An 18,280-nucleotide genomic window follows, 5' to 3' on the forward strand; every position below is an offset into this window, starting at 1 on the left:
AAAATCCTATAAAATAGTATCTTGATAAGGTTTTTATAAAAAAGTTGCATAAAATATTTAAGCCTAAAAAACAAAACTTTCATTTTGTTGTTTAAAAAATATTTTATGCTAAAAAGAAATAATAAAATTATTCTTCCAAAAAAATTTTTAATTTCTTAAAGAATAATCCTTATAAGAAAATTCTCTTATCATTTGAAGTTCATTTTTGTGATCTAAAAGCATAAGATTTGGAAGTCTTATGCCATTAAAAGTTGTGTTTTTCACAATAGTGTAATGAATTTGATCTAAAAAAACAATTTTATCGCCGATTTTAAGCTTTTTATCAAAGGCATATTCTCCCATTACATCACCCGCTAAACAAGTATTTCCAGTAAGCAAATAGGCAAATTCGTTTTCTTTTAAGTCTGAAATTTTTTCATTTTCTCTTGTGGCTAAAATTCTAGCATTTAAAACTTCACTTGTATAAGGCATGATGATAGTATCTGGCATATGCGCTTCGCTTGAAGTGTCTAAAATAGCAATTTGCTTTTCATTTTCTATGATATCTACTACACTAGCCACTAAATTTCCTGTTTGCCAACCTACCGCTTCACCTGGTTCAAGATAAACTTGCACGCTATATTTATCACTGAAATTTTTACACAAAGCAATAAGTTTTTCAACATCATAGCCTTTTTTGGTGATGTGATGCCCTCCTCCAAAATTCACCCATTTCATTTGCCCTATCCATTTGCCAAATTTCTCTTCAAAAGCCTTTAAAACAGCTTCTAAAGCATCAGCACTTTCTTCACAAAGTGCGTGAAAATGAAGTCCTTCTACTCCGCTTAAATCAAAATTTTCTAAATCCTTGCTCAAAATCCCTAGTCTAGAGTATTTCCCGCAAGGATTATAAAGCTCTTTAGGAGCAAAAGAAAATTCCAAATTGCAACGAAGTCCTAAGGAGTTATTAGTACACAAGGATTTAAATTTATCAAATTGATACAAAGAATTAAAAACAATATGATGAGACAAATGAGCAATCTCACTCATTTCATCTTCTTTAAAAGCAGGCGAATAAGTATGAATTTCTTTATCCATATATTGTTTAGCAAATTTTGCTTCCCAAAGCCCGCTACAAGTACAGCCTTTAAGATACTCACCTACAATCTTCATCGCCCCTGAAAAAGCAAAACCTTTTAGAGCTAAAAGCACTTTAGCTCCGCTTTTTTCACCAACATTTGCTAAAATTTCACAATTTCTTCTTAATTTATCTTCCTCCAAAATATAAGCTGGGGTTTGAATATTTTCATAAAACATTATTTTTCCTTGATTAAATTGCTAAAATCATAACAAAATTAAACCAAATTTTCAAAATAAATATTTACTAAAACTAAAAAAATAATGACTATAATACAAAAAATCAAGCAAAAGGAAAAACTAATGAATAGAAGAAATTTTTTAAAATTTAATGCACTCACTCTAGCAAGTATGGGTGTAGCCTATGCAAATCCTATGCACGATATGCACTCCATGCATAAAAATCATTCTATAAATCATGACTTAGATACTTCTTTTATAAACTTTGCTCCAAAAAATTTAAAACTTTTAGATCCAAAACAATTCCCCCAAGGAGAAATTTTAAAAGCCTTACCTTTGCTCAAAAATGAAAGTAAAGAAAAAAATATTTTTCGTGCTACCATAGAAATCAAAGAAAATCATATAGAACTTATCAAAGGTAAAAAAACTCTATTTTACACTTATAATGGCTTAATACCGGCTCCAAAAATAGAAGTTTTTGAAGGAGATAAACTTGAAATTTTAGTCAAAAATAAACTCAAAGAAGCTACAACTATACATTGGCATGGCGTTCCTGTACCACCTGATCAAGATGGAAGCCCACATGATCCTATCTTAGCAGGAGAGGAAAGAATATATCGATTTGAAATTCCTCAAGATAGTGCAGGGACTTATTGGTATCATCCACACCCACATTTCACTACTTCTAAGCAAGTTTTTATGGGATTGGCTGGAGCTTTTGTGATTAAGGCGAAAAAAGATGCTTTAAGTCATTTAAAAGAAAGAGATTTGATGATTAGTGATTTGCGTCTTGATGAAAACGCTCAAATTCCAAACAACAACCTCAATGATTGGCTTAATGGTAGAGAGGGTGAGTTTGTACTCATCAATGGACAATTTAAACCTAAAATCAAACTCGCCACAAACGAACGCATACGCATTTATAATGCTACTGCGGCAAGATATTTAAATTTACGCATACAAGGAGCTAAGTTTATACTTGTTGGTACTGATGGCGGACTTATAGAAAAAGCTATTTACAAAGAAGAACTTTTCTTAAGTCCTGCTTCTCGCGTAGAAGTTTTAATCGATGCTCCAAAAGATGGGGAATTTAGACTAGAAAGTGCTTATTATGATAGGGATAAAATGATGGTAGAAGAAGAACCTAATACCCTATTTTTAGCTAGTATTAGCTTAAAAAAAGAAAATTTAGAACTTCCAAAAAAATTAAAAATTTTCAAACCTTTAGAAGAGCCTAAGGAATTTAAAGAAATAATCATGAGTGAAGATCATATGCAAATGCATGGTATGATGGGAAAAAGTGAAAGCGAATTAAAAATCGCTCTTGCGTCTATGTTTTTAATCAATGGCAAAAGCTATGATTTAAAACGCATTGATTTAAGCTCCAAGCTTGGAGTAGTTGAAGACTGGATAGTGATAAACAAATCTCACATGGATCATCCTTTCCACATACACGGCACGCAATTTGAACTCATCTCATCAAAACTCAATGGCAAAGTTCAAAAAGCCGAATTTAGAGCCTTCAGAGATACTATAAATGTGCGTCCTAATGAAGAGTTAAGACTTAGAATGAAACAAGATTTTAAAGGACTTAGAATGTATCATTGCCATATTTTAGAACATGAAGATTTAGGAATGATGGGAAATTTAGAAGTAAAGGAATAAAATGGTAAAAGTGGAATTTTTAGGCCCTATAAATAAAGAAAATTTAGAACTTGAAGTAAAAAATTTAAAAGAATTAAAAGAAATTTTGCAAAAAGATGAGAGTTTAAAAGAATGGCTAGAACTTTGTGCTGTATCTTTAAATGATGAAATCATTTTTGATGAAAACACTAGCTTAAAAGATGGTGATAAAATCGCACTTTTACCACCGGTTTGTGGGGGTTAAATGAGTGAATTTATATTGACAAATAATGCCTTAGATATTCCGCGAATTTATGCAAAATGGTATGAATTTGCTAAGGATAAAAATTGTGGTGCTTTGCTGACTTTTTGTGGTATAGTGCGCGAAGAAGAAGGCATTGAAGCACTTAGTTTTGATATTTATGAGCCGCTTTTAAAAAAATGGTTTGATGAATGGCAAAAAAGAGTTAAAGAAGAAGGTGTGATCTTGCTTTTTGCACATTCAATCGGAGATGTAAAAACACATGAAAGCTCGTATTTTGCAGGAATTTTAAGCAAACAAAGAAAATTAGGACTTAAACTTCTTAATGAATTTGTTGAAGATTTTAAAGCAAGTGCGCCCATTTGGAAGTATGATGTGATAAACAAAGAAAGAATTTATGCCAAAGAAAGATCAACCAAACTTTGCGGTGCAGGACTTTTAAAATCATAGTTTATTTTTTCAAAAATCAATCTTAATAAATTTAAATTAAGGAATTAAAATGCTAATGTCTTATGAAGAAAGTCTAAAAATTTTACATTCTCATATCAAACCTTTTGCAAGGGTTGAAAAAATAGCTCTTACCGAGTGTTTGGGGCGAATTTTAGCTCAAGATATAAAAGCGAGTAAAAATCAGCCTGAATTTTTAACTTCAGCCATGGATGGTTATGCTATAAAATTTGAAGATCAAGACAAACCTTTAAAAATTTTAGGCATCACACCTGCAGGGACTATGCCTGAATTTAAAGTAGAAAACGATACTTGTGTTAAAACCTTTACAGGATCGCTTATGAGCGAAGGAAGTGATACTTTAGTGCCTGTTGAAAATGTTCGTGTGGAAAAAGATACACTTTTTATAGAAAAAAAGGTTTCTAAAGGCTTTGCAGTTAGGGAAATCGGAGAAAATTATAAAAAAGATGAAATTTTACTTAAAAAAGGCACGAAGCTAAACTATAGCGAAATAGCTCTTTTGGCTGAACTTGGATTTTTTCATATCAGTGTATTTATAAAGCCTATCATAGGAGTTTTAAGCAGTGGAAGCGAGATAAAAGATCTAGGAGAAGCCTTAGAAAACCCTGCTCAGATTCGCTCTTCAAATCATATTGCTATAGCTAGCTTAGCTAAGAATTTAAATTGCGATACAAGGGTTTTTCCGCTTTTAAAAGATGATGAAAAAACTACTTTTTCTACCCTTGAAAGTGCATTGCAAAGTTGTGATATTTTAGTTACGACGGGCGGAGTTTCAATGGGAGATTTTGACTTTTTAAAAAAGGCTATTAAAGAGTATGAACTCATCATCGATAAAGCAGATATCAAACCAGGAAGACACATCAAGATAGCTAAGGCTAATGAAAAATTCATCATCGCCTTACCAGGTTTTCCTTACTCAGCCATGGTGATGTTTAATCTTTATGCAAGAGAGATTTTAAATTCTTGGCTACTTCAGCCAAAAGACTATATTTGCAAAGCTTTTTTGCAACGAAGTTATAAGAAAAAAACACCTTATTTGGAATTTGTTGCTTGTAATGTGGAATTTAAAAATGGACGCATTTTGGCAAATTTAGAAGGCAAAAAAGAAGGCTCAAGTGCGATCATTAATAATCTTAACAACAAAGCCGCACTGATGATAGCGCCAAAAGAATGTGAAATTTTAGAAAATGAAAGCTTAGTGGATATTATCTTTATGCCTTGAAATTTTTCAAAAAGGTTTAAATCGCCTTTTTGACTTCTTTTTGCCCTTTTAAACTAAGCCAAACAACTAAAAATGAAATGAAATAAGCAAGTGTAAATGGAATACTGATATAAAATATTATCTCCGTCATCATTTCTTGTAATCTTATACTATCTAATAGCCAAATAAAAGCAAAAAATAACTTACTTACAATTTCACTACAAACAAAAAATGCGAAAACAAGATAGAAAAGTTTTTCTTTTGTAGCTTGAACTAAAGTTTTAAAGAAGAAAAAGGCGATGATAATATAGACTACACTCATAATTTCATTCAAAATAAAATTTTCAATAAAAACACCTTCGCCCATTATTAATTTTAAAATAAAGTGCAAATTCCATTTAAGAACAATCAAAGCCTGCCACACAAAGAAATAAATAAGCATTTTATAGGTTTTTAACTTTTTACAAAATAAAAACACACTTAATAAAGCTAAAAATGTTGCTATATAAAATAAAACATATCGAATATAAAAAAGATTGTGTATTAACCTACCATAGGTCTCAAAATCAAAAAATTCTCTCCATGTGGATTGAAATGTAATTATTTGAGTAAAATTTGAAAGTCCGAGAATAACAGAAAACAAAACCAAAGACAAAACCATTGTAATTTTAATCCATTTTAAATCAAAATCGAAAATAACTTTTTGTGTTGGGATTGTAAATTTTTCTTTATTTGAAATTTCTTGCTTATCAAATTTTTTAAATTCAACCCACGCTAAAATCCAAAAAACCAAACTTGCTAGCAAAAACACCAAACCTATACCGATAATCAAAGTAAGAAGCCCTAAATAATAGGTATTAAAAGCATAAATGAAATACTTCTGTTTTGTTACTCTAGCAATTTCATAGTAAAAAGCTTTCAAAAAAGGAAAAATTAAAGCCAAAGTAATGATAAAAAGCACACTAAAAGTGGTTATGGCTGAAAATATACTATCTTGATTAAAATAAAAGTCACCAAAAAAGTCAATTCTAGGCTTCAAAATCACAAATAAAGAACTTGTGCTAATAAGAATGCCAAAAAATCCAATCCCTGCAGCAATAAAGAGATTTTTAAATAAATTTTTAGCACCGCCATAGATTTTTAAATCATAAAGCAAGATAAAAAACAAAATCCAACTCGCAAGAGCAAATAAAAATCCAAGATAAGGAATGATACCTAAAAATCCACAAACAATACTTGCTATAGCTTTAAAGCGAATTTCTTTTATCTTTTTTTGAAGTAAAATTTCATGTAAATTTTGCATCGAAATTCCTTAAAAATTAAAAAGGATATTTTACTGAATTTTGTATAAAATGCAATCATTAATATATAAAATATTTTCAACTTAAGCTATTTTGAGATTATTTTAATCATAACAAAATCTCTTACGATCTTCACACTGACGCTCTTATAAAATCTTATATATCAAACTTATCAAGATGCCCTTTGAAAATATTTATAATGAAAATATGAAAAATAACTTTAATATAAGTTTATTTTTGTAACAATATTAATTAAATACTAAATATATAAAAAATAATCATGAAATTTAAATATTAATTATAGGAGAAAACATGCCAGTTTTTATGATATGTTCTACACTTTTAGCAGTAATTGTCGTTGCTTATTATATACTTAAAAAATACAATCCTATTTTTGTATTTTTTCTTTCAAATATTATCTTGCTTATTTTTGCTTTTTATATCACAGGAGCACCTATACCCAAAGCCCCAAGCAGAGAACACTCAAGTTTTTTAGATGTTTTACTTGATAGCTACGCCTTTATCACAGCAACTTTTAAAAGTCAGCTTTCTGGAGCAGGGCTTATTATCATGAGTGTGGCAGGCTTTACTGCTTACATGAAACATATCAATGCTTCGGCAAAACTTGCTTTTTTAGCAAATAAACCCTCAGGAAAAATCAAAAAATAAATACTTAATTTTAAGTGGAACTTTTGTTGTTGGAATGGCTTTAAAAATCGTCATTTCTAGCTATGCTGAATTGCTTTTGCTTTTGTTAGCATGTATTTATCCTGTTTTAATCTCACTTAAAATCCGTCCTATTACAACTGTATATGCGCTTTCTTTAATTGCACTTGATTATGATTCAAAAGATGGAAATTCAATCAATATGGCAGATATGGTAGGACAAAGTGATAATGTCGTAGGGCTTTTTTTAAATTACCAAATTTATAGTGTGATTACCTATGTTGTAATTATTGCCATCTTGATTCCTTTTTATTTTGCTTGGATTGATAAAAGAGATAAAGAAAAAGGTGTTTTAAATGATGAAGTTGAAATTCCGCAAATCATTGATCCTAAATGCCCTACTTTTTACATACTCTTTCCTTGGTTACCTGTTATATTTTTATTTATAGCGTATTTTTTTACTATCAAGCTCGATGTTGTGATAGCAAATTTTGTAAGAATTTCTTTAGTTTTTCTTGTTGAATTTGCAAGACACAGAAATGCTAGAAAATTAGGCGAAGATATGATGGTGATTTTAAAAGGCTATGGCTGAAATTTTTTCTCAGTCGTAAGCATAATCATCGCCGCTGGAGTATGCGCTAAAGACATTAAAGCACTTGGTGGAGTTAATATCCTTGCTAACGCGGTTTCAAATCTTGGAACAGGAAATTTTGCATGGTTTGGAATTCTTTTGAGTATAGCTATTTTAAGCTTTTTAGTTTATTTTGCCACAGTGATTATGGGAAGTGGAATTGCTGCTTTTAATGCTTTTGGAAAACTAGCTCCTGATATAGCTACGAAATTAGGCATTGCACCTATTACTCTAGTTTTACCTGTAGAAATTGCATCTTGTTTAGGTCGCGCAGCTTCACCCATAGCAGGTGGGATCATAGCTTTAGCTGGATTTGCAAAAGTAGCTCCAATGGATATTATAAAACGAACCACTCCTCTTTTACTTATCGCTATGCTTGCAAACGTGCTTGTAGCCTTTTATCTAGCACAAACCAATCCTGTGCCAAAAGAACAAAACACTACAAAAATAGCAGTATCTTTAAATAATAAATATTTATTATTTTATAAAAACTATAAATTTTCTAAATTATTTTCTGCTTTTTTAGTAAAAATTTCATAAATTTTTCTATATTCTTTTTGCCAAGCTGGTTTTACTATCAATTTATCAAATCTACCTCCATAACTTCCACCTCCAAATCTATAAGCTGCAAGACTACTTGTGAAAGCCAAAGTAGGAATTTGTAAAATATCACAAAGATGTAAATTTCCAGTATCAACAGTAATTAAAAAATCTAGCTTTTGAGAAATACTTACCAAAGAAGCAATATTTTTATTATTACAGAAAACTTTCAAATTTGCATTCTGATCAATATTATATTGAATAGAATTCGTACTAAAATTTAAAAGTATAAATAAAAATTTAGGATATTTTAAAGAAAGTTGCCTTGCAAGCCCTATCCAATCTTTTATAAAAAAATTAAATCCTCTATATTCGCTATTATTTGAAAAAGCATTAATACCTATAATTTTTTCATATTTTGTATCAATTTGTTTAAAAAAATTATCACTTAATCTTGCATCATAAGGTAATAAATTTTTAATTTTAGAAAAATCAATTTGATTAAAATTTTTATCAAAATGCCTAGTATTAATCATCCTAACCAATTTTAAAACAATTTCACTCATATGTTTTTTAGCTCTAAAAAATGGTAAAGGTGTGGTTAAATTTTTAGAAATTATACTAATAAGATGAGGGAATACTATACATTTTTGAACATTTAAAAATTTTAATTTTTTAAAATATAAACCTTGTCTTCGTGTGGTAATAAAAATTACTGGATTTTTGCTTTGAATTTTTTCTAAAAAATCATCCTTATAAATCAAAACTTCATCAATAAATGGAATTTTTTCTAAAAAATCACTTTCCATTAATCCATTTGTTAATAAAAATAATTTATACTCTGGATAGAGTTGCTTTATAGCATACAAAGCTTTAAAACAAACTAATAAATCTCCAAAACCATCCGAATGAAAGACAATATTTTTCATCACTTTTCCTTATTATTTTTTTAATTTACTCTTAAAATATCTTAAAAAAATAAATTCTTTTCACTCTAAAACAATACCTTCATTAATGCAAATTTCGCCGATAATAAAGGCATCTGAATTTTCTAAAACCTTACTTACATTAGAAGGATCTACAACCATTACTAAACCCGCTCCCATGTTAAAGCTTCTATACATTTCGCTTTCTTCTACAGCCTGTCCTATAGTATAAAAAATTTCAGGAGTTTTAAGATGATGTTTGCGTATAGTTGCACCCATACCACGAGGTAAAACGCGTGGTAAATTTTCTACTAAACCACCCCCTGTAATATGAGCTAGAGCACTAATATAAGGCTTTAATGTAAGAAAATCACGCACATAAATCCTTGTAGGTTCTAACAAAATATCAATTAAATTTTTACCCTCTATCTTGTCATCAAATTTTAATTTTAAACTTTCAAAAAGTACTTTTCTAGCTAAAGAATAGCCATTTGAATGAAGTCCTGAACTAGGAAGAGCAAGCAAAATATCGCCATTTTTAACAAATTTACTTCTATCGATCTCATCTTCTTCAGCCATGCCCACTGCAAAACCCGCAAGATCAAAATCATCTTTTGCATACATTCCAGGCATTTCGGCAGTCTCTCCGCCTATTAAAGCACAATTTGCCATTTTACACCCCTCGGCAATGCCTGCCACAACTGACTTTGCAACCTCTACTTCAAGCTTGGCTGTAGCGTAATAATCCAAGAAAAACAAAGGCGTAGCAAAATTACAAATCAAATCATTCACACACATTGCTACTAAATCTTGCCCTATGGTGTCGTATTTTTTTGCATCAATAGCCAAACGAAGTTTAGTCCCAACACCATCTGTAGCCCCCAAAATTACAGGATTTTTAAAGCCACTTGGCATTCTAAAAGCACCAGCAAAAGAACCAATTCCACCTACAACATTATCATTAAAAGTTTCTTTAACCAAAGGTTTTATAGCCTCTACAAAGGCATTTCCATTATCTATACTTACGCCTGCATCTTCATATGAAATTTTCATTTATTTTCCTTTAAGAACTAAAAAGGTATTTTAACGAAAAAAGTTTTAATAAGGCATAAGATGAAAAATGCTTTTTTTGTAACCGCTTCAATTGCTTGTGGTAAAAGCACTTTTATAGAAATAGCGAATTCTTTAGGCTTTAAAAGCATTAGCGCAGACAGTATCGCTCACGAAATTTTAGATAAATATGCTTTGGAACTGGCTCAAATTTTCTCTAAATTTCATAAAAAAAATTTATTGAAAGCAGAGGGTAAGATAGATAGAAAAATCCTTGGAGAAATTATTTTTAACAACAAAGAAGCCAAAACCATATTAGAAAATTTCACCCATCCTAAAATTCGTGCTCAAATTTTAGAACAAATGCAAATTCTAGAACAAGAAAATAAAGCTTTTTTTGTAGAAATTCCTCTTTTTTTTGAAAGCGGTGCTTATGATGGTTTGGGGAAAGTGATCTTAATCTATGCTCCTAAAGAACTCAGCCTAAAAAGAATCATACAAAGAGATAATTTAAGCTTAGAAACTGCAAAAGCAAGGCTTGATTCTCAAATGAATATTGAAGAAAAACTTAAAAAAGCGGATTTTATCATTAAAAATACTGGCTCTTATGTCGATTTTAGGCAAGAATGTGTTAAAGTAATACAAAATATTTCCAAAGGACAAATGTGAAGTTTTATAAATATTGCGCAAGTGGCAATGATTTTGTGATAATGAATGCGAGTGAAAAAAAAGACAGAAGTGCTTTAGCTAAAGAACTTTGCAATCGTTATGAAGGCATAGGTGCGGATGGCTTTATAGTAATTTTACCTCATGAAAAATACGACTTTGAATGGGAATTTTATAATAACGATGGCTCAAGGGCTGCTATGTGTGGCAATGGCTCAAGAGCAGCAGCGCATTTTGCACACCATATAAATGGTATCAAACCTCATATGGCTTTTCTTACCGAAGCAGGAGTTATAAAAGCAAATGTTGATAATAATAGCGTAGAAGTTTCTTTAGGGAAGATAAAAAACATACAAGAAGCCTTTAGTGAGTGTGAAAAAAACTGGCAACTTTGTGATACGGGAGTTCCACATTTGGTGCATTTTTGTGAAAATTTGGATGAGTTTGATCTTGAGCTTTGCAAACAAATGAGAGAAAAATATAATGCCAATGTAAATTTTGTAAAAGTTGAAAATGACAATACTTTAAGAGTTCGCACTTTTGAAAGAGGCGTAGAAGATGAAACACAAGCATGTGGCACGGGCATGGGAGCTTGTTTTTATCTTGCATTCTTAAATAAAAAAATTCACAATCAAGCTAGAGTGATTCCAAAAAGCGGTGAAGAGCTAAGTTTTAAATTCGAAAATGAAGAATTATTTTTTAAGGGAAAAGTGAGATATTGCTTTGAAGCGAATTATAATTTTTCTTAGTTTTTATTTACTCCCTCTTTTTGGCGATAGCGAGCTTAAAAATGGCTTTGGAGAGGAGTATTATAAACTCGATGTAGAACAAAAAAGACAAATATTTTTTGTCAAAATGAATGCAATGTTTGATGAAAGCTTTGAAGAAATAGCCAAAGAAAGGGCTTTTGTAGAAGCTTTTTTTTATGATGCGTATAAAAATGGACTTAGAAATTCAAACCAAAACAATCTAGAAAAATTAATCAATCTTAAAAACAAATACCGCGTTGAAAATCTTTATGATTTTACAGAATACAAAAAACGCATTCAAAAAATTCCAAAATCCATGGGTATAGCCCAAGCTTTGGTCGAAAGTGCTACAGGAACAAGCCGTTTTGCAAGAGAGGCAAATAATCTTTTTGGAGAATGGACCTGGGGAGAAAAGGGCTTAATCCCTGATCTAAGACATCCTGATAAAAAACATAAAATTAGAATTTTTGATAGCTTGCAAGATAGTGTGGATTCTTATGTACTGAATTTAAATCGGCACTTTGCTTATGAGGAATTTCGCAACGAAAGAGCTAAATTTGAAAGCGAAGGCAAAGAAATAACAGGACTAGAGGCTATTAAAACTTTAGATTCTTACTCCGAGCGCAAGGGTTATTATATCAATATCGTTACTAAAATCATCCAGCGATACGATCTTGAGCGATACAATACTCCAAATTCTTTCTAGTCTTAGCTAAAAGCCGAGTGAAAATTTATCAAAAGGCAAAACTTCAAATTTCACCCCTTGCTCAAAAAAGCTATCTTCACTCGAAAGAGTGATGAAAACTACATGAAAAATTCCAAGCTCTAAACTCTTAGAAAGAATTTTCTTAGCGCGCAATTTGATCAAGTCTATATCCAATGTCGGACTAGAAATATATGCGATTTTTGAAACCTTACTATAAAATGTAAAAAATTTATTGTAAAAAAATTCTTGTTTAAATTTAAAAAGCTCATTTAAAATAAGATTTTCAAACAAATGGGTAAAATCTTTTTGTATGCATAGATTGTTTCTTAAGCCAAAATCCCTAAAATAAATTTTTTGAAGCTTTTTTTCATCATGGCTTATAGGATGGATGATATAGGTATTTTCAAGCTCTTTTATGGTGTGATAAACGCTATCTTTAGATGTTTTTAGCCTTTTTTTAAGCTCTAAAAAAAGCTTGGAAATACTGATCTGCTGTCCTAAATTTAAAGCTAAGTATTTTAAAATTTCAAGTTCTAGAGTGTTAAAATTTTGTCTTAAAAGTATATTTTTTTCACCTAATTTACTACGCCCACTTTGCAAAAAAAGTCCCACTAGATTGTTTATCGGTAAATTTTTTCTACTGATACTTACAAATTCTTCAAAGTCAAAATAATCAAGCTCAAGCTCTTGAAATCCTTCGATATGCAAATCTTTTTTATCTGTACTTATGATGATAGGAATTTTAATATCTTGCAAATTTAAGGCAAATTCAACATTATAAATACAAAGAAATTTTATCTGGGCATTTTTTTCTAAAAAATTTGAAAGATGCTCTAAGCTTTGGTTTTCAAAACGAGTATCGTGCAAATTTAAAAATAAAATTTCATTGGGCTTAAATTGGGATAAATAGTTAAAAATCAAGGTTTTTTTACCGCTAAATTTTGGTCCTTTGATGATGATATTACAAAGAGGAATTTGTACCTTTCTTTCATAGCTTATTTCAAATTTGGGATGATTTTCGTAAAAAAAATTTAATATCTTCAAATCTTATCCTTTTAAAAAGGAAAATTATAACATATTTAAAAGCTCATTTAATCACTGACTATTTGCCAATTTTCACAAATATATCACTATCTTTAAACATAGGAATAAATTTTTATAGACATTAAAAGTCCATTTTTATATTGTATAATTTCACAAATACCAAGAAAGGGTTGAAATGGCTTTAGTAGTTGATACCATACAAGAATACACTATCAAAAAAGATGCAAAGTCTTTTTGGATGTGTTTTAACGCTCCAAATAATGATTTTCATATCAATAAAACAAGATATGAAAACATTTTTGATGAAAAGAAAACAGACTATAAAGCTAGAGATGAATTTTAACTTTTATGAAAGAAAATTTTCCAAAAACAAAACTTATTAAGGTGTTTGATACAGCTCCGGTGGGGTATTTACTATATCCTTATTTGAGGAGCATTGCTGTTGATTGCGAAGAAGGAGATGAAGTTTATAGGGCTATAAGTGAAAAATACGAAGATGAAAACTGTATGCCAAAATCCATAAATGCTGTTTTTGGGAAATGAGTTTTGAAGTAGCTCAAGATCTACACGAGGCGAGGAAATATGATTATGATAATCTTTAAAGGTTGAAAATACAAATAAAAACTCATATAAAAGAAGCTCTAGATAAAGCAGAAGTGATCATTATTACAGCTGGAGCTGGCATGGGAATAGATAGCGGTTTGCCTGATTTTAGAGGAAAAGATGGCTTTTGGAGAGCCTATCCATATTTGCAAAAACTAGGTATAGATTTTGAACGCATGGCCAATCCTAAAAAATTTTTATGCAAACCCACAACTTGCTTGGGCTTTTTATGGACATAGGTTTAAGCTTTATAAAGATACTAAACCACACAAGGGCTATGAAATACTTTTAAAACTTGCAAAAAGCAAGCAAGATTATTATGTTGTTACGACTAATGTGGACGGGCATTTTAAAAAAGCTGGTTTCGATGAAAATAAAATTTATGAATTTCATGGAAGTATAAATATTATCTACAATGTTTTAATTATGCGTGCAGTGATTTAATCTGGCAAATACAAGAAGAATTACCCATAGATATGGGGGAATTTAAAGCTTTATCTTTGCCAAAATGTCCTAGATGTCAAGGCTTAGCAAGACCAAATATCTTAATGTTTGCTGATGGCACATTTAATGATAGTCGTTATTTTTTACAAAAACAAAATTATAAAAATTGGCTTAAGCCTCTAGAAGATAAAAATATCTTACTTATAGAGCTTGGCGCTGGCAAAGCTATACCTAGTATGCGTATGTTTGGCGAGGATTTTTGTAAAAAAAGTAAAACTAGAACACTTTTAAGGATCAATCCAAATGAGTGTGATTTTCCAAAGTTTTTTAAAAATGGTATAGGACTTAAAATGAAAGCTTTAGAAGCTTTGGAAATGATAGATAGCTTGATATAATAAACTTAAATTTAAAAAGGTTACAAATGAACGAAAAAAGTAGTAAAGTAAAATCATGCGTGGTAGGCTTGAAAGAGTTGGTGTACGGTAAAATATCTGATCAAAATGATCAAAAATTAGAGATATTTTCAAAAGATAGGTTTTCATTAAACATACCTGATTATCAACGCCCTTATACTTGGGAGAAAAAACATGTTAAAACTCTTTTAAAAGATGTAAGCGAGCAAGCAAATAAAAACAATCAAAAGTATCTTTTAGGAAGTTTGATATTACATAAAAATAATGAAAATAAATTTAACATAGTAGATGGTCAACAACACCTTACCACTTTGGCTTTGATTTTAAAAGTTTTATGCGAAAACAATCAAGAAAAATGCAATGAATGCAAAATAGGTAATTTTTTAGGCGAGAGTAAATACTCTCATCATGAGTCAAAATATCATATCAAAGAAAATTACGAGCATATAAAAACTTATTTTGAAAGCTATAATGAAAAATATAAGTTTTTAACATATCTTTTAGACAATATAGAATTTATCTGTGTTTTAGCTCCAAGCGAAGATGATGCGTTTTTGTTTTTTGATAGTGCAAATTCAAAAGGTAAAACTTTAAAACCTTATGATCGTATAAAGGCTTTTCATTTACACTCTTTAGAGAAAAAACAAGGCAATATACTAGATTATTATGCAAGAAAATTTGAAAATCTTGCAAAAGATGAAAAGAAAATCACTATTTTATTTGATGAGCTTTTAGCACCTGCTAGAGCATGGTTAAGACACAGAAGCGTTAATGCTAATAAGATTGAAGTAGATGAAGAATTTTGTAAAGAATTTTTTAGCGACAAATTCCTTTATAGCAAGGAAAATTTAGGAATTTTAAGTAATTTTGCTAATGGGGTAGATTTTTTTGAATATTTGTTTAAATATGATGAATTTTTTAATAAATTATCAAATAACGCTTTATATCAAGAACTAGATGAAATATATCAAACAGGATTTATTTATAATAAATACATTTATGCAATTGCTGTGATGATTTATTTTTCTAAATTTCCAAATGGCAATAGTGACTATTTTTTGCTTTTACTTGCGAGAGCCGCTTTTAGCTTGAGAGTTTATAAATCAAGTATTTATAGGGCTACTCAAAGAGATTATGCTTTGGAATTTTTAGAAAAAGTGTATTTTGTATCTTTTGAAGAAGATTTAGAGCAAAATTTACTTGATTTTATAGCTACAAAAATTGAAGAAGAAAGAAAAGCTAAAAATGAAGAAAATAAAAATCCAAAACATGATTGGTATTTAAAAAAAACCAAAGAAATTTATGAAAATCAACGCATACCAAAGCATATATTTTAAGAAGGCTTAAAATGGAAAATAATTCAACAAATAATCAAAATCAAGCAGATGTTAAAAATATTAGTAATATAAATAGTATCTTTTTTGAAATTCCGCCTTATCAAAGACTGTATGAGTGGAATAAAGAACAAATACAAACTTTACTAAATGATATAAAAACTAAATTTGAAGAAAATAAGAATAAAGAATACTTTATCGGTAATGTAGTAGTAAGTAAAAAAAATAATAAAAATAATCAACAAGATGTTAAATATCTACTTATAGATGGCCAACAACGCTTAACAACTTTATTTTTGATAGGATTTTATCTTTCTTATAAAATAAAAAATCCAAATAATGACTCAAATTGGAAAGAATTTATCATGCAGGGTGATAAGCTTAGAATTTCTATGCCTATAAGAGAAAAAGAAGAAAAAGCTTTAAAGGAATTTGCTAAATTTTGCGATGAGGCTAATAAAGACAATAAGAGTGAAAATAATTTATTTTTACAAGAAATTAAAAAAATTCCACAAGATATATGTCAAAACATACCTCGAGCTTTAGAAACTATAGCAAATTGGTTTAAAGATGATACTAATGATGATATTGCAATTTTTTCTAATTTTATTTATAGCAATGTAAAATTTGTTTTTGTAGAATTAGCTCAAAATACTGACTTAAACCGCTTTTTTATCCGTATGAATAACCGCGGCAAACAGCTAGAAAAACATGAAATTTTAAAAGCAAGATTACTTAAAAATATCAGCGATAAAGAAGAAAGAATTGTTTATGCTCATATATGGGATATTTGTTCGCAAATGGATAATTATATCTTTCAAAAAGCTAGTGATAGAAAGATTTCTAAATTAAAAGAAAGCAATGAAAATACAATAGATACTATTATAAATAGATCGTTTAGTAAACCAAATCAAGATGAAGGAAAACAAGAAAAATTCAAATCTATAGTAGATTTTCCTACTTTTTTATTGCATGTTTATAAAATTTGTAACAAACAAGATATTACTATAGATAAAAATAAGCTTTTAGAGATTATAAAAATAGAAGATAGTGGAAAAGCTAAAGCTTTCATCGAAAATCTTTTAAAATGCAGAATTTTATTTGATTATTTTATTGTTAAAGGTAAGGATGACGAGGAAAATTCTTATAAGATTAGAAGATTAGATGAAGAAGGTAAAAAATTCAGTAAAGATTTTGATGATCTTGCTATGGTGCAAAACTACCTACGCGTAGCAAGAAGTGGTATGTCCAATAATCATCATCACTGGCTCACTCCATTTTTGAAAATTATATTGAAATTTATAAACAATGATAAACTAGAAATTTCATATGAGAGAGTTAACAACGAAGACAAACCTGAGGAATTACAAATAAAAATAGGTGATTATAATATCACTACAAATTTTCAAAATTTTTTAAATACATTAAACCCGGGAGAAGAATTGATCGAATTCCTAGAAAATTTAGATACAGCTTTAGCAAAAGAGCAAGCAAGTGCAGAAGAAATTAAAAAAGACTTGCTAGGCATTTCCAATGATATTCTGGATCAATTAAAAATTAAAAATGATCAAATAGATGCTGAAAATATATTTTTTATTGAAGATGAAAATGGTATTTCAGTGCTAGATCAAGGAACCGCAACTCCGCATTATTGGTTTTATCGTTTAGAGTATTATTTATGGAAGTATTCAAAAATAAAATATTATCTAGATGGGAAAAATTTAAAAGAAATAAAATTAAAAGATAAAAATTTTGGCGATATTGCTAACAATTTCTATTTTAGAAATTTAAATTCCATAGAGCATGTGCAAGCACAGAGTAAAGCAAATGAGAAAGATTGGGATGATGAAAATATAGATAATTTTGGAAATTTAGCTCTTATTAGTTCTAGTTTTAATTCATCTTTAAGCAATCTAGACACACAAGATAAATATTTATATATAAATAAAGATAATAATATTATATCTTTAAAACTTTGGCTAATTTATGCTTTAAGTGAGAAAAATCAGCTAAATTGGACTTTTAATAAAGCACAAGAACACAGAAGACAAATGTTAGAAATCTTAAAAAAATCTTTTAACAATGGGCATGATAAAGCTTAAAGCTTTATCTTTTCACAAATTTAGCAGCCTTATTTTTGCTTTTTATCTTGCAAAAATACTCTTTTAATAAAATACCTTTAAAATCTTATCGTTGCTGTAGCTTAGATTGGTTTTTCATAGACGCTTTTAATCCATAAATTTCCGATACAATTTCACTTTACAAAGAAAGATGATGAGAAAAGCTAAGATTGTGATTGATGGTAATCTTGAGAAAGTTGGTGCGCGGTAAAATAGCTAATCAAAAATTTTATCGAT

General features: G+C 29.5%; 19 protein-coding genes and 1 pseudogene. 15 read left to right on the forward strand and 5 right to left on the reverse strand.

Annotation, left to right across the window (positions count from 1 at the left end):
- Positions 1-147: 147 nt before the first annotated feature.
- Positions 148-1,296 carry a carboxynorspermidine decarboxylase gene (gene nspC, locus BGS43_RS03575; RefSeq protein ID WP_002790287.1) on the reverse strand — a complete coding sequence of 383 codons (1,149 nt, stop codon included), beginning with the start codon at positions 1,294-1,296 and terminating at the stop codon, positions 148-150.
- Positions 1,297-1,419: 123 nt separating this feature from the next.
- Between nspC and cueO the strand changes: the two genes are divergently transcribed.
- Genes cueO through BGS43_RS03595 form a run of 4 tightly spaced genes read left to right on the forward strand, consistent with a single transcriptional unit; the run spans position 1,420 to position 4,871 of the window.
- The gene (gene cueO, locus BGS43_RS03580; RefSeq protein WP_096568811.1) at positions 1,420-2,961 is read left to right on the forward strand and encodes a multicopper oxidase CueO; all 1,542 of its coding nucleotides are present in this window, start codon (positions 1,420-1,422) and stop codon (positions 2,959-2,961) included.
- 1 nt (position 2,962) lies between these two features.
- Positions 2,963-3,184 carry a MoaD/ThiS family protein gene (locus tag BGS43_RS03585; protein WP_002790284.1) on the forward strand — a complete coding sequence of 74 codons (222 nt, stop codon included), beginning with the start codon at positions 2,963-2,965 and terminating at the stop codon, positions 3,182-3,184.
- A complete protein-coding gene (locus BGS43_RS03590) occupies positions 3,185-3,631 on the forward strand; it encodes a molybdopterin synthase catalytic subunit (protein ID WP_002831339.1) in 447 nt (148 codons plus the stop codon).
- Positions 3,632-3,680: 49 nt separating this feature from the next.
- Complete coding sequence (locus BGS43_RS03595) at positions 3,681-4,871, forward strand: molybdopterin molybdotransferase MoeA (RefSeq protein WP_096568814.1); 1,191 nt, start codon at positions 3,681-3,683, stop codon at positions 4,869-4,871.
- A gap of 16 nt (positions 4,872-4,887) precedes the next feature.
- Here the strand turns inward: BGS43_RS03595 and BGS43_RS10195 are convergent, their stop codons facing one another.
- The gene (locus tag BGS43_RS10195) at positions 4,888-5,292 is read right to left on the reverse strand and encodes a hypothetical protein (RefSeq protein ID WP_042962885.1); all 405 of its coding nucleotides are present in this window, start codon (positions 5,290-5,292) and stop codon (positions 4,888-4,890) included.
- Between the two features lie 1,171 nt (positions 5,293-6,463).
- Here BGS43_RS10195 and BGS43_RS10245 point away from each other — a divergent pair.
- The gene (locus BGS43_RS10245) at positions 6,464-6,820 is read left to right on the forward strand and encodes a hypothetical protein (RefSeq protein WP_370658913.1); all 357 of its coding nucleotides are present in this window, start codon (positions 6,464-6,466) and stop codon (positions 6,818-6,820) included.
- A gap of 34 nt (positions 6,821-6,854) precedes the next feature.
- Positions 6,855-7,988: pseudogene (dcuC, locus tag BGS43_RS03615) on the forward strand (C4-dicarboxylate transporter DcuC).
- Here dcuC and BGS43_RS03620 read toward each other — a convergent pair.
- Complete coding sequence (locus tag BGS43_RS03620) at positions 7,940-8,917, reverse strand: glycosyltransferase family 9 protein (protein ID WP_002779495.1); 978 nt, start codon at positions 8,915-8,917, stop codon at positions 7,940-7,942. The pseudogene dcuC and the gene BGS43_RS03620 sit on opposite strands and share 49 nt — an antisense overlap.
- A 60-nt stretch (positions 8,918-8,977) precedes the next feature.
- Positions 8,978-9,967 carry a phosphoribosylformylglycinamidine cyclo-ligase gene (purM, locus tag BGS43_RS03625; RefSeq protein WP_096568817.1) on the reverse strand — a complete coding sequence of 330 codons (990 nt, stop codon included), beginning with the start codon at positions 9,965-9,967 and terminating at the stop codon, positions 8,978-8,980.
- A 60-nt stretch (positions 9,968-10,027) separates the two neighbouring features.
- Here purM and coaE point away from each other — a divergent pair, with 60 nt between their 5' ends.
- The 3 genes from coaE to BGS43_RS03640 are packed head-to-tail and all read left to right on the forward strand — an operon-like array spanning position 10,028 to position 12,085.
- Positions 10,028-10,633: a dephospho-CoA kinase gene (coaE, locus tag BGS43_RS03630; RefSeq protein WP_096568821.1), complete on the forward strand. Its 606-nt coding sequence runs from the start codon at positions 10,028-10,030 to the stop codon at positions 10,631-10,633.
- Positions 10,630-11,379: a diaminopimelate epimerase gene (dapF, locus tag BGS43_RS03635; protein ID WP_057041780.1), complete on the forward strand. Its 750-nt coding sequence runs from the start codon at positions 10,630-10,632 to the stop codon at positions 11,377-11,379. Before coaE ends, dapF begins: the two co-directional genes overlap by 4 nt.
- Positions 11,354-12,085 carry a glucosaminidase domain-containing protein gene (locus BGS43_RS03640; RefSeq protein WP_057033078.1) on the forward strand — a complete coding sequence of 244 codons (732 nt, stop codon included), beginning with the start codon at positions 11,354-11,356 and terminating at the stop codon, positions 12,083-12,085. The genes dapF and BGS43_RS03640 overlap by 26 nt, the downstream gene beginning before the upstream one ends.
- Positions 12,086-12,091: 6 nt before the next feature.
- Here BGS43_RS03640 and BGS43_RS03645 read toward each other — a convergent pair whose 3' ends face one another.
- On the reverse strand, positions 12,092-13,129 hold the full coding sequence (locus BGS43_RS03645; protein ID WP_042963740.1) for a DUF4143 domain-containing protein: 1,038 nt from the start codon (positions 13,127-13,129) through the stop codon (positions 12,092-12,094).
- Between the two features lie 175 nt (positions 13,130-13,304).
- Between BGS43_RS03645 and BGS43_RS09790 the strand changes: the two genes are divergently transcribed.
- From BGS43_RS09790 to BGS43_RS03665, 6 genes are all read left to right on the forward strand, one after another.
- On the forward strand, positions 13,305-13,472 hold the full coding sequence (locus BGS43_RS09790) for a hypothetical protein (protein ID WP_002825918.1): 168 nt from the start codon (positions 13,305-13,307) through the stop codon (positions 13,470-13,472).
- A 5-nt stretch (positions 13,473-13,477) separates the two neighbouring features.
- On the forward strand, positions 13,478-13,672 hold the full coding sequence (locus BGS43_RS09795; protein ID WP_002825919.1) for a hypothetical protein: 195 nt from the start codon (positions 13,478-13,480) through the stop codon (positions 13,670-13,672).
- Between the two features lie 228 nt (positions 13,673-13,900).
- Positions 13,901-14,176 (forward strand): Sir2 family NAD-dependent protein deacetylase, encoded by a 276-nt coding sequence (locus tag BGS43_RS10110; protein WP_250637195.1) that lies wholly within the window; start codon positions 13,901-13,903, stop codon positions 14,174-14,176.
- 32 nt (positions 14,177-14,208) lie between these two features.
- Positions 14,209-14,571, forward strand: coding sequence for a hypothetical protein (locus tag BGS43_RS10115; protein WP_223207178.1), 363 nt, complete (start codon positions 14,209-14,211; stop codon positions 14,569-14,571).
- A gap of 26 nt (positions 14,572-14,597) precedes the next feature.
- Complete coding sequence (locus BGS43_RS03660) at positions 14,598-15,926, forward strand: DUF262 domain-containing protein (protein WP_096568824.1); 1,329 nt, start codon at positions 14,598-14,600, stop codon at positions 15,924-15,926.
- A gap of 11 nt (positions 15,927-15,937) precedes the next feature.
- Positions 15,938-18,025, forward strand: a complete 2,088-nt coding sequence (locus BGS43_RS03665) for a DUF262 domain-containing protein (protein WP_002825921.1) — start codon at positions 15,938-15,940, stop codon at positions 18,023-18,025.
- Positions 18,026-18,280 lie beyond the last annotated feature (255 nt).

This window comes from Campylobacter sp. 110 (assembly GCF_002383965.1).
In the GTDB taxonomy this organism is placed as follows: domain Bacteria; phylum Campylobacterota; class Campylobacteria; order Campylobacterales; family Campylobacteraceae; genus Campylobacter_D; species Campylobacter_D coli.

Excerpts from the sequence above, each read along its gene's own strand:
- BGS43_RS03585 (WP_002790284.1), top strand. The coding sequence starts at position 2,963 with ATGGTAAAAGTGGAATTTTTAGGCCCTATAAATAAAGAAAATTTAGAA.
- BGS43_RS03595 (WP_096568814.1), top strand. The coding sequence starts at position 3,681 with ATGCTAATGTCTTATGAAGAAAGTCTAAAAATTTTACATTCTCATATC.
- BGS43_RS09790 (WP_002825918.1), top strand. The coding sequence starts at position 13,305 with ATGGCTTTAGTAGTTGATACCATACAAGAATACACTATCAAAAAAGAT.
- nspC (WP_002790287.1), bottom strand. The coding sequence starts at position 1,296 with ATGTTTTATGAAAATATTCAAACCCCAGCTTATATTTTGGAGGAAGAT.
- purM (WP_096568817.1), bottom strand. The coding sequence starts at position 9,967 with ATGAAAATTTCATATGAAGATGCAGGCGTAAGTATAGATAATGGAAAT.
- BGS43_RS03660 (WP_096568824.1), top strand. The coding sequence starts at position 14,598 with ATGAACGAAAAAAGTAGTAAAGTAAAATCATGCGTGGTAGGCTTGAAA.
- BGS43_RS03620 (WP_002779495.1), bottom strand. The coding sequence starts at position 8,917 with ATGAAAAATATTGTCTTTCATTCGGATGGTTTTGGAGATTTATTAGTT.
- BGS43_RS10115 (WP_223207178.1), top strand. The coding sequence starts at position 14,209 with ATGGGGGAATTTAAAGCTTTATCTTTGCCAAAATGTCCTAGATGTCAA.
- coaE (WP_096568821.1), top strand. The coding sequence starts at position 10,028 with ATGAAAAATGCTTTTTTTGTAACCGCTTCAATTGCTTGTGGTAAAAGC.
- BGS43_RS03665 (WP_002825921.1), top strand. The coding sequence starts at position 15,938 with ATGGAAAATAATTCAACAAATAATCAAAATCAAGCAGATGTTAAAAAT.
- BGS43_RS09795 (WP_002825919.1), top strand. The coding sequence starts at position 13,478 with ATGAAAGAAAATTTTCCAAAAACAAAACTTATTAAGGTGTTTGATACA.
- BGS43_RS03590 (WP_002831339.1), top strand. The coding sequence starts at position 3,185 with ATGAGTGAATTTATATTGACAAATAATGCCTTAGATATTCCGCGAATT.
- BGS43_RS10195 (WP_042962885.1), bottom strand. The coding sequence starts at position 5,292 with ATGCTTATTTATTTCTTTGTGTGGCAGGCTTTGATTGTTCTTAAATGG.
- BGS43_RS10245 (WP_370658913.1), top strand. The coding sequence starts at position 6,464 with ATGCCAGTTTTTATGATATGTTCTACACTTTTAGCAGTAATTGTCGTT.
- cueO (WP_096568811.1), top strand. The coding sequence starts at position 1,420 with ATGAATAGAAGAAATTTTTTAAAATTTAATGCACTCACTCTAGCAAGT.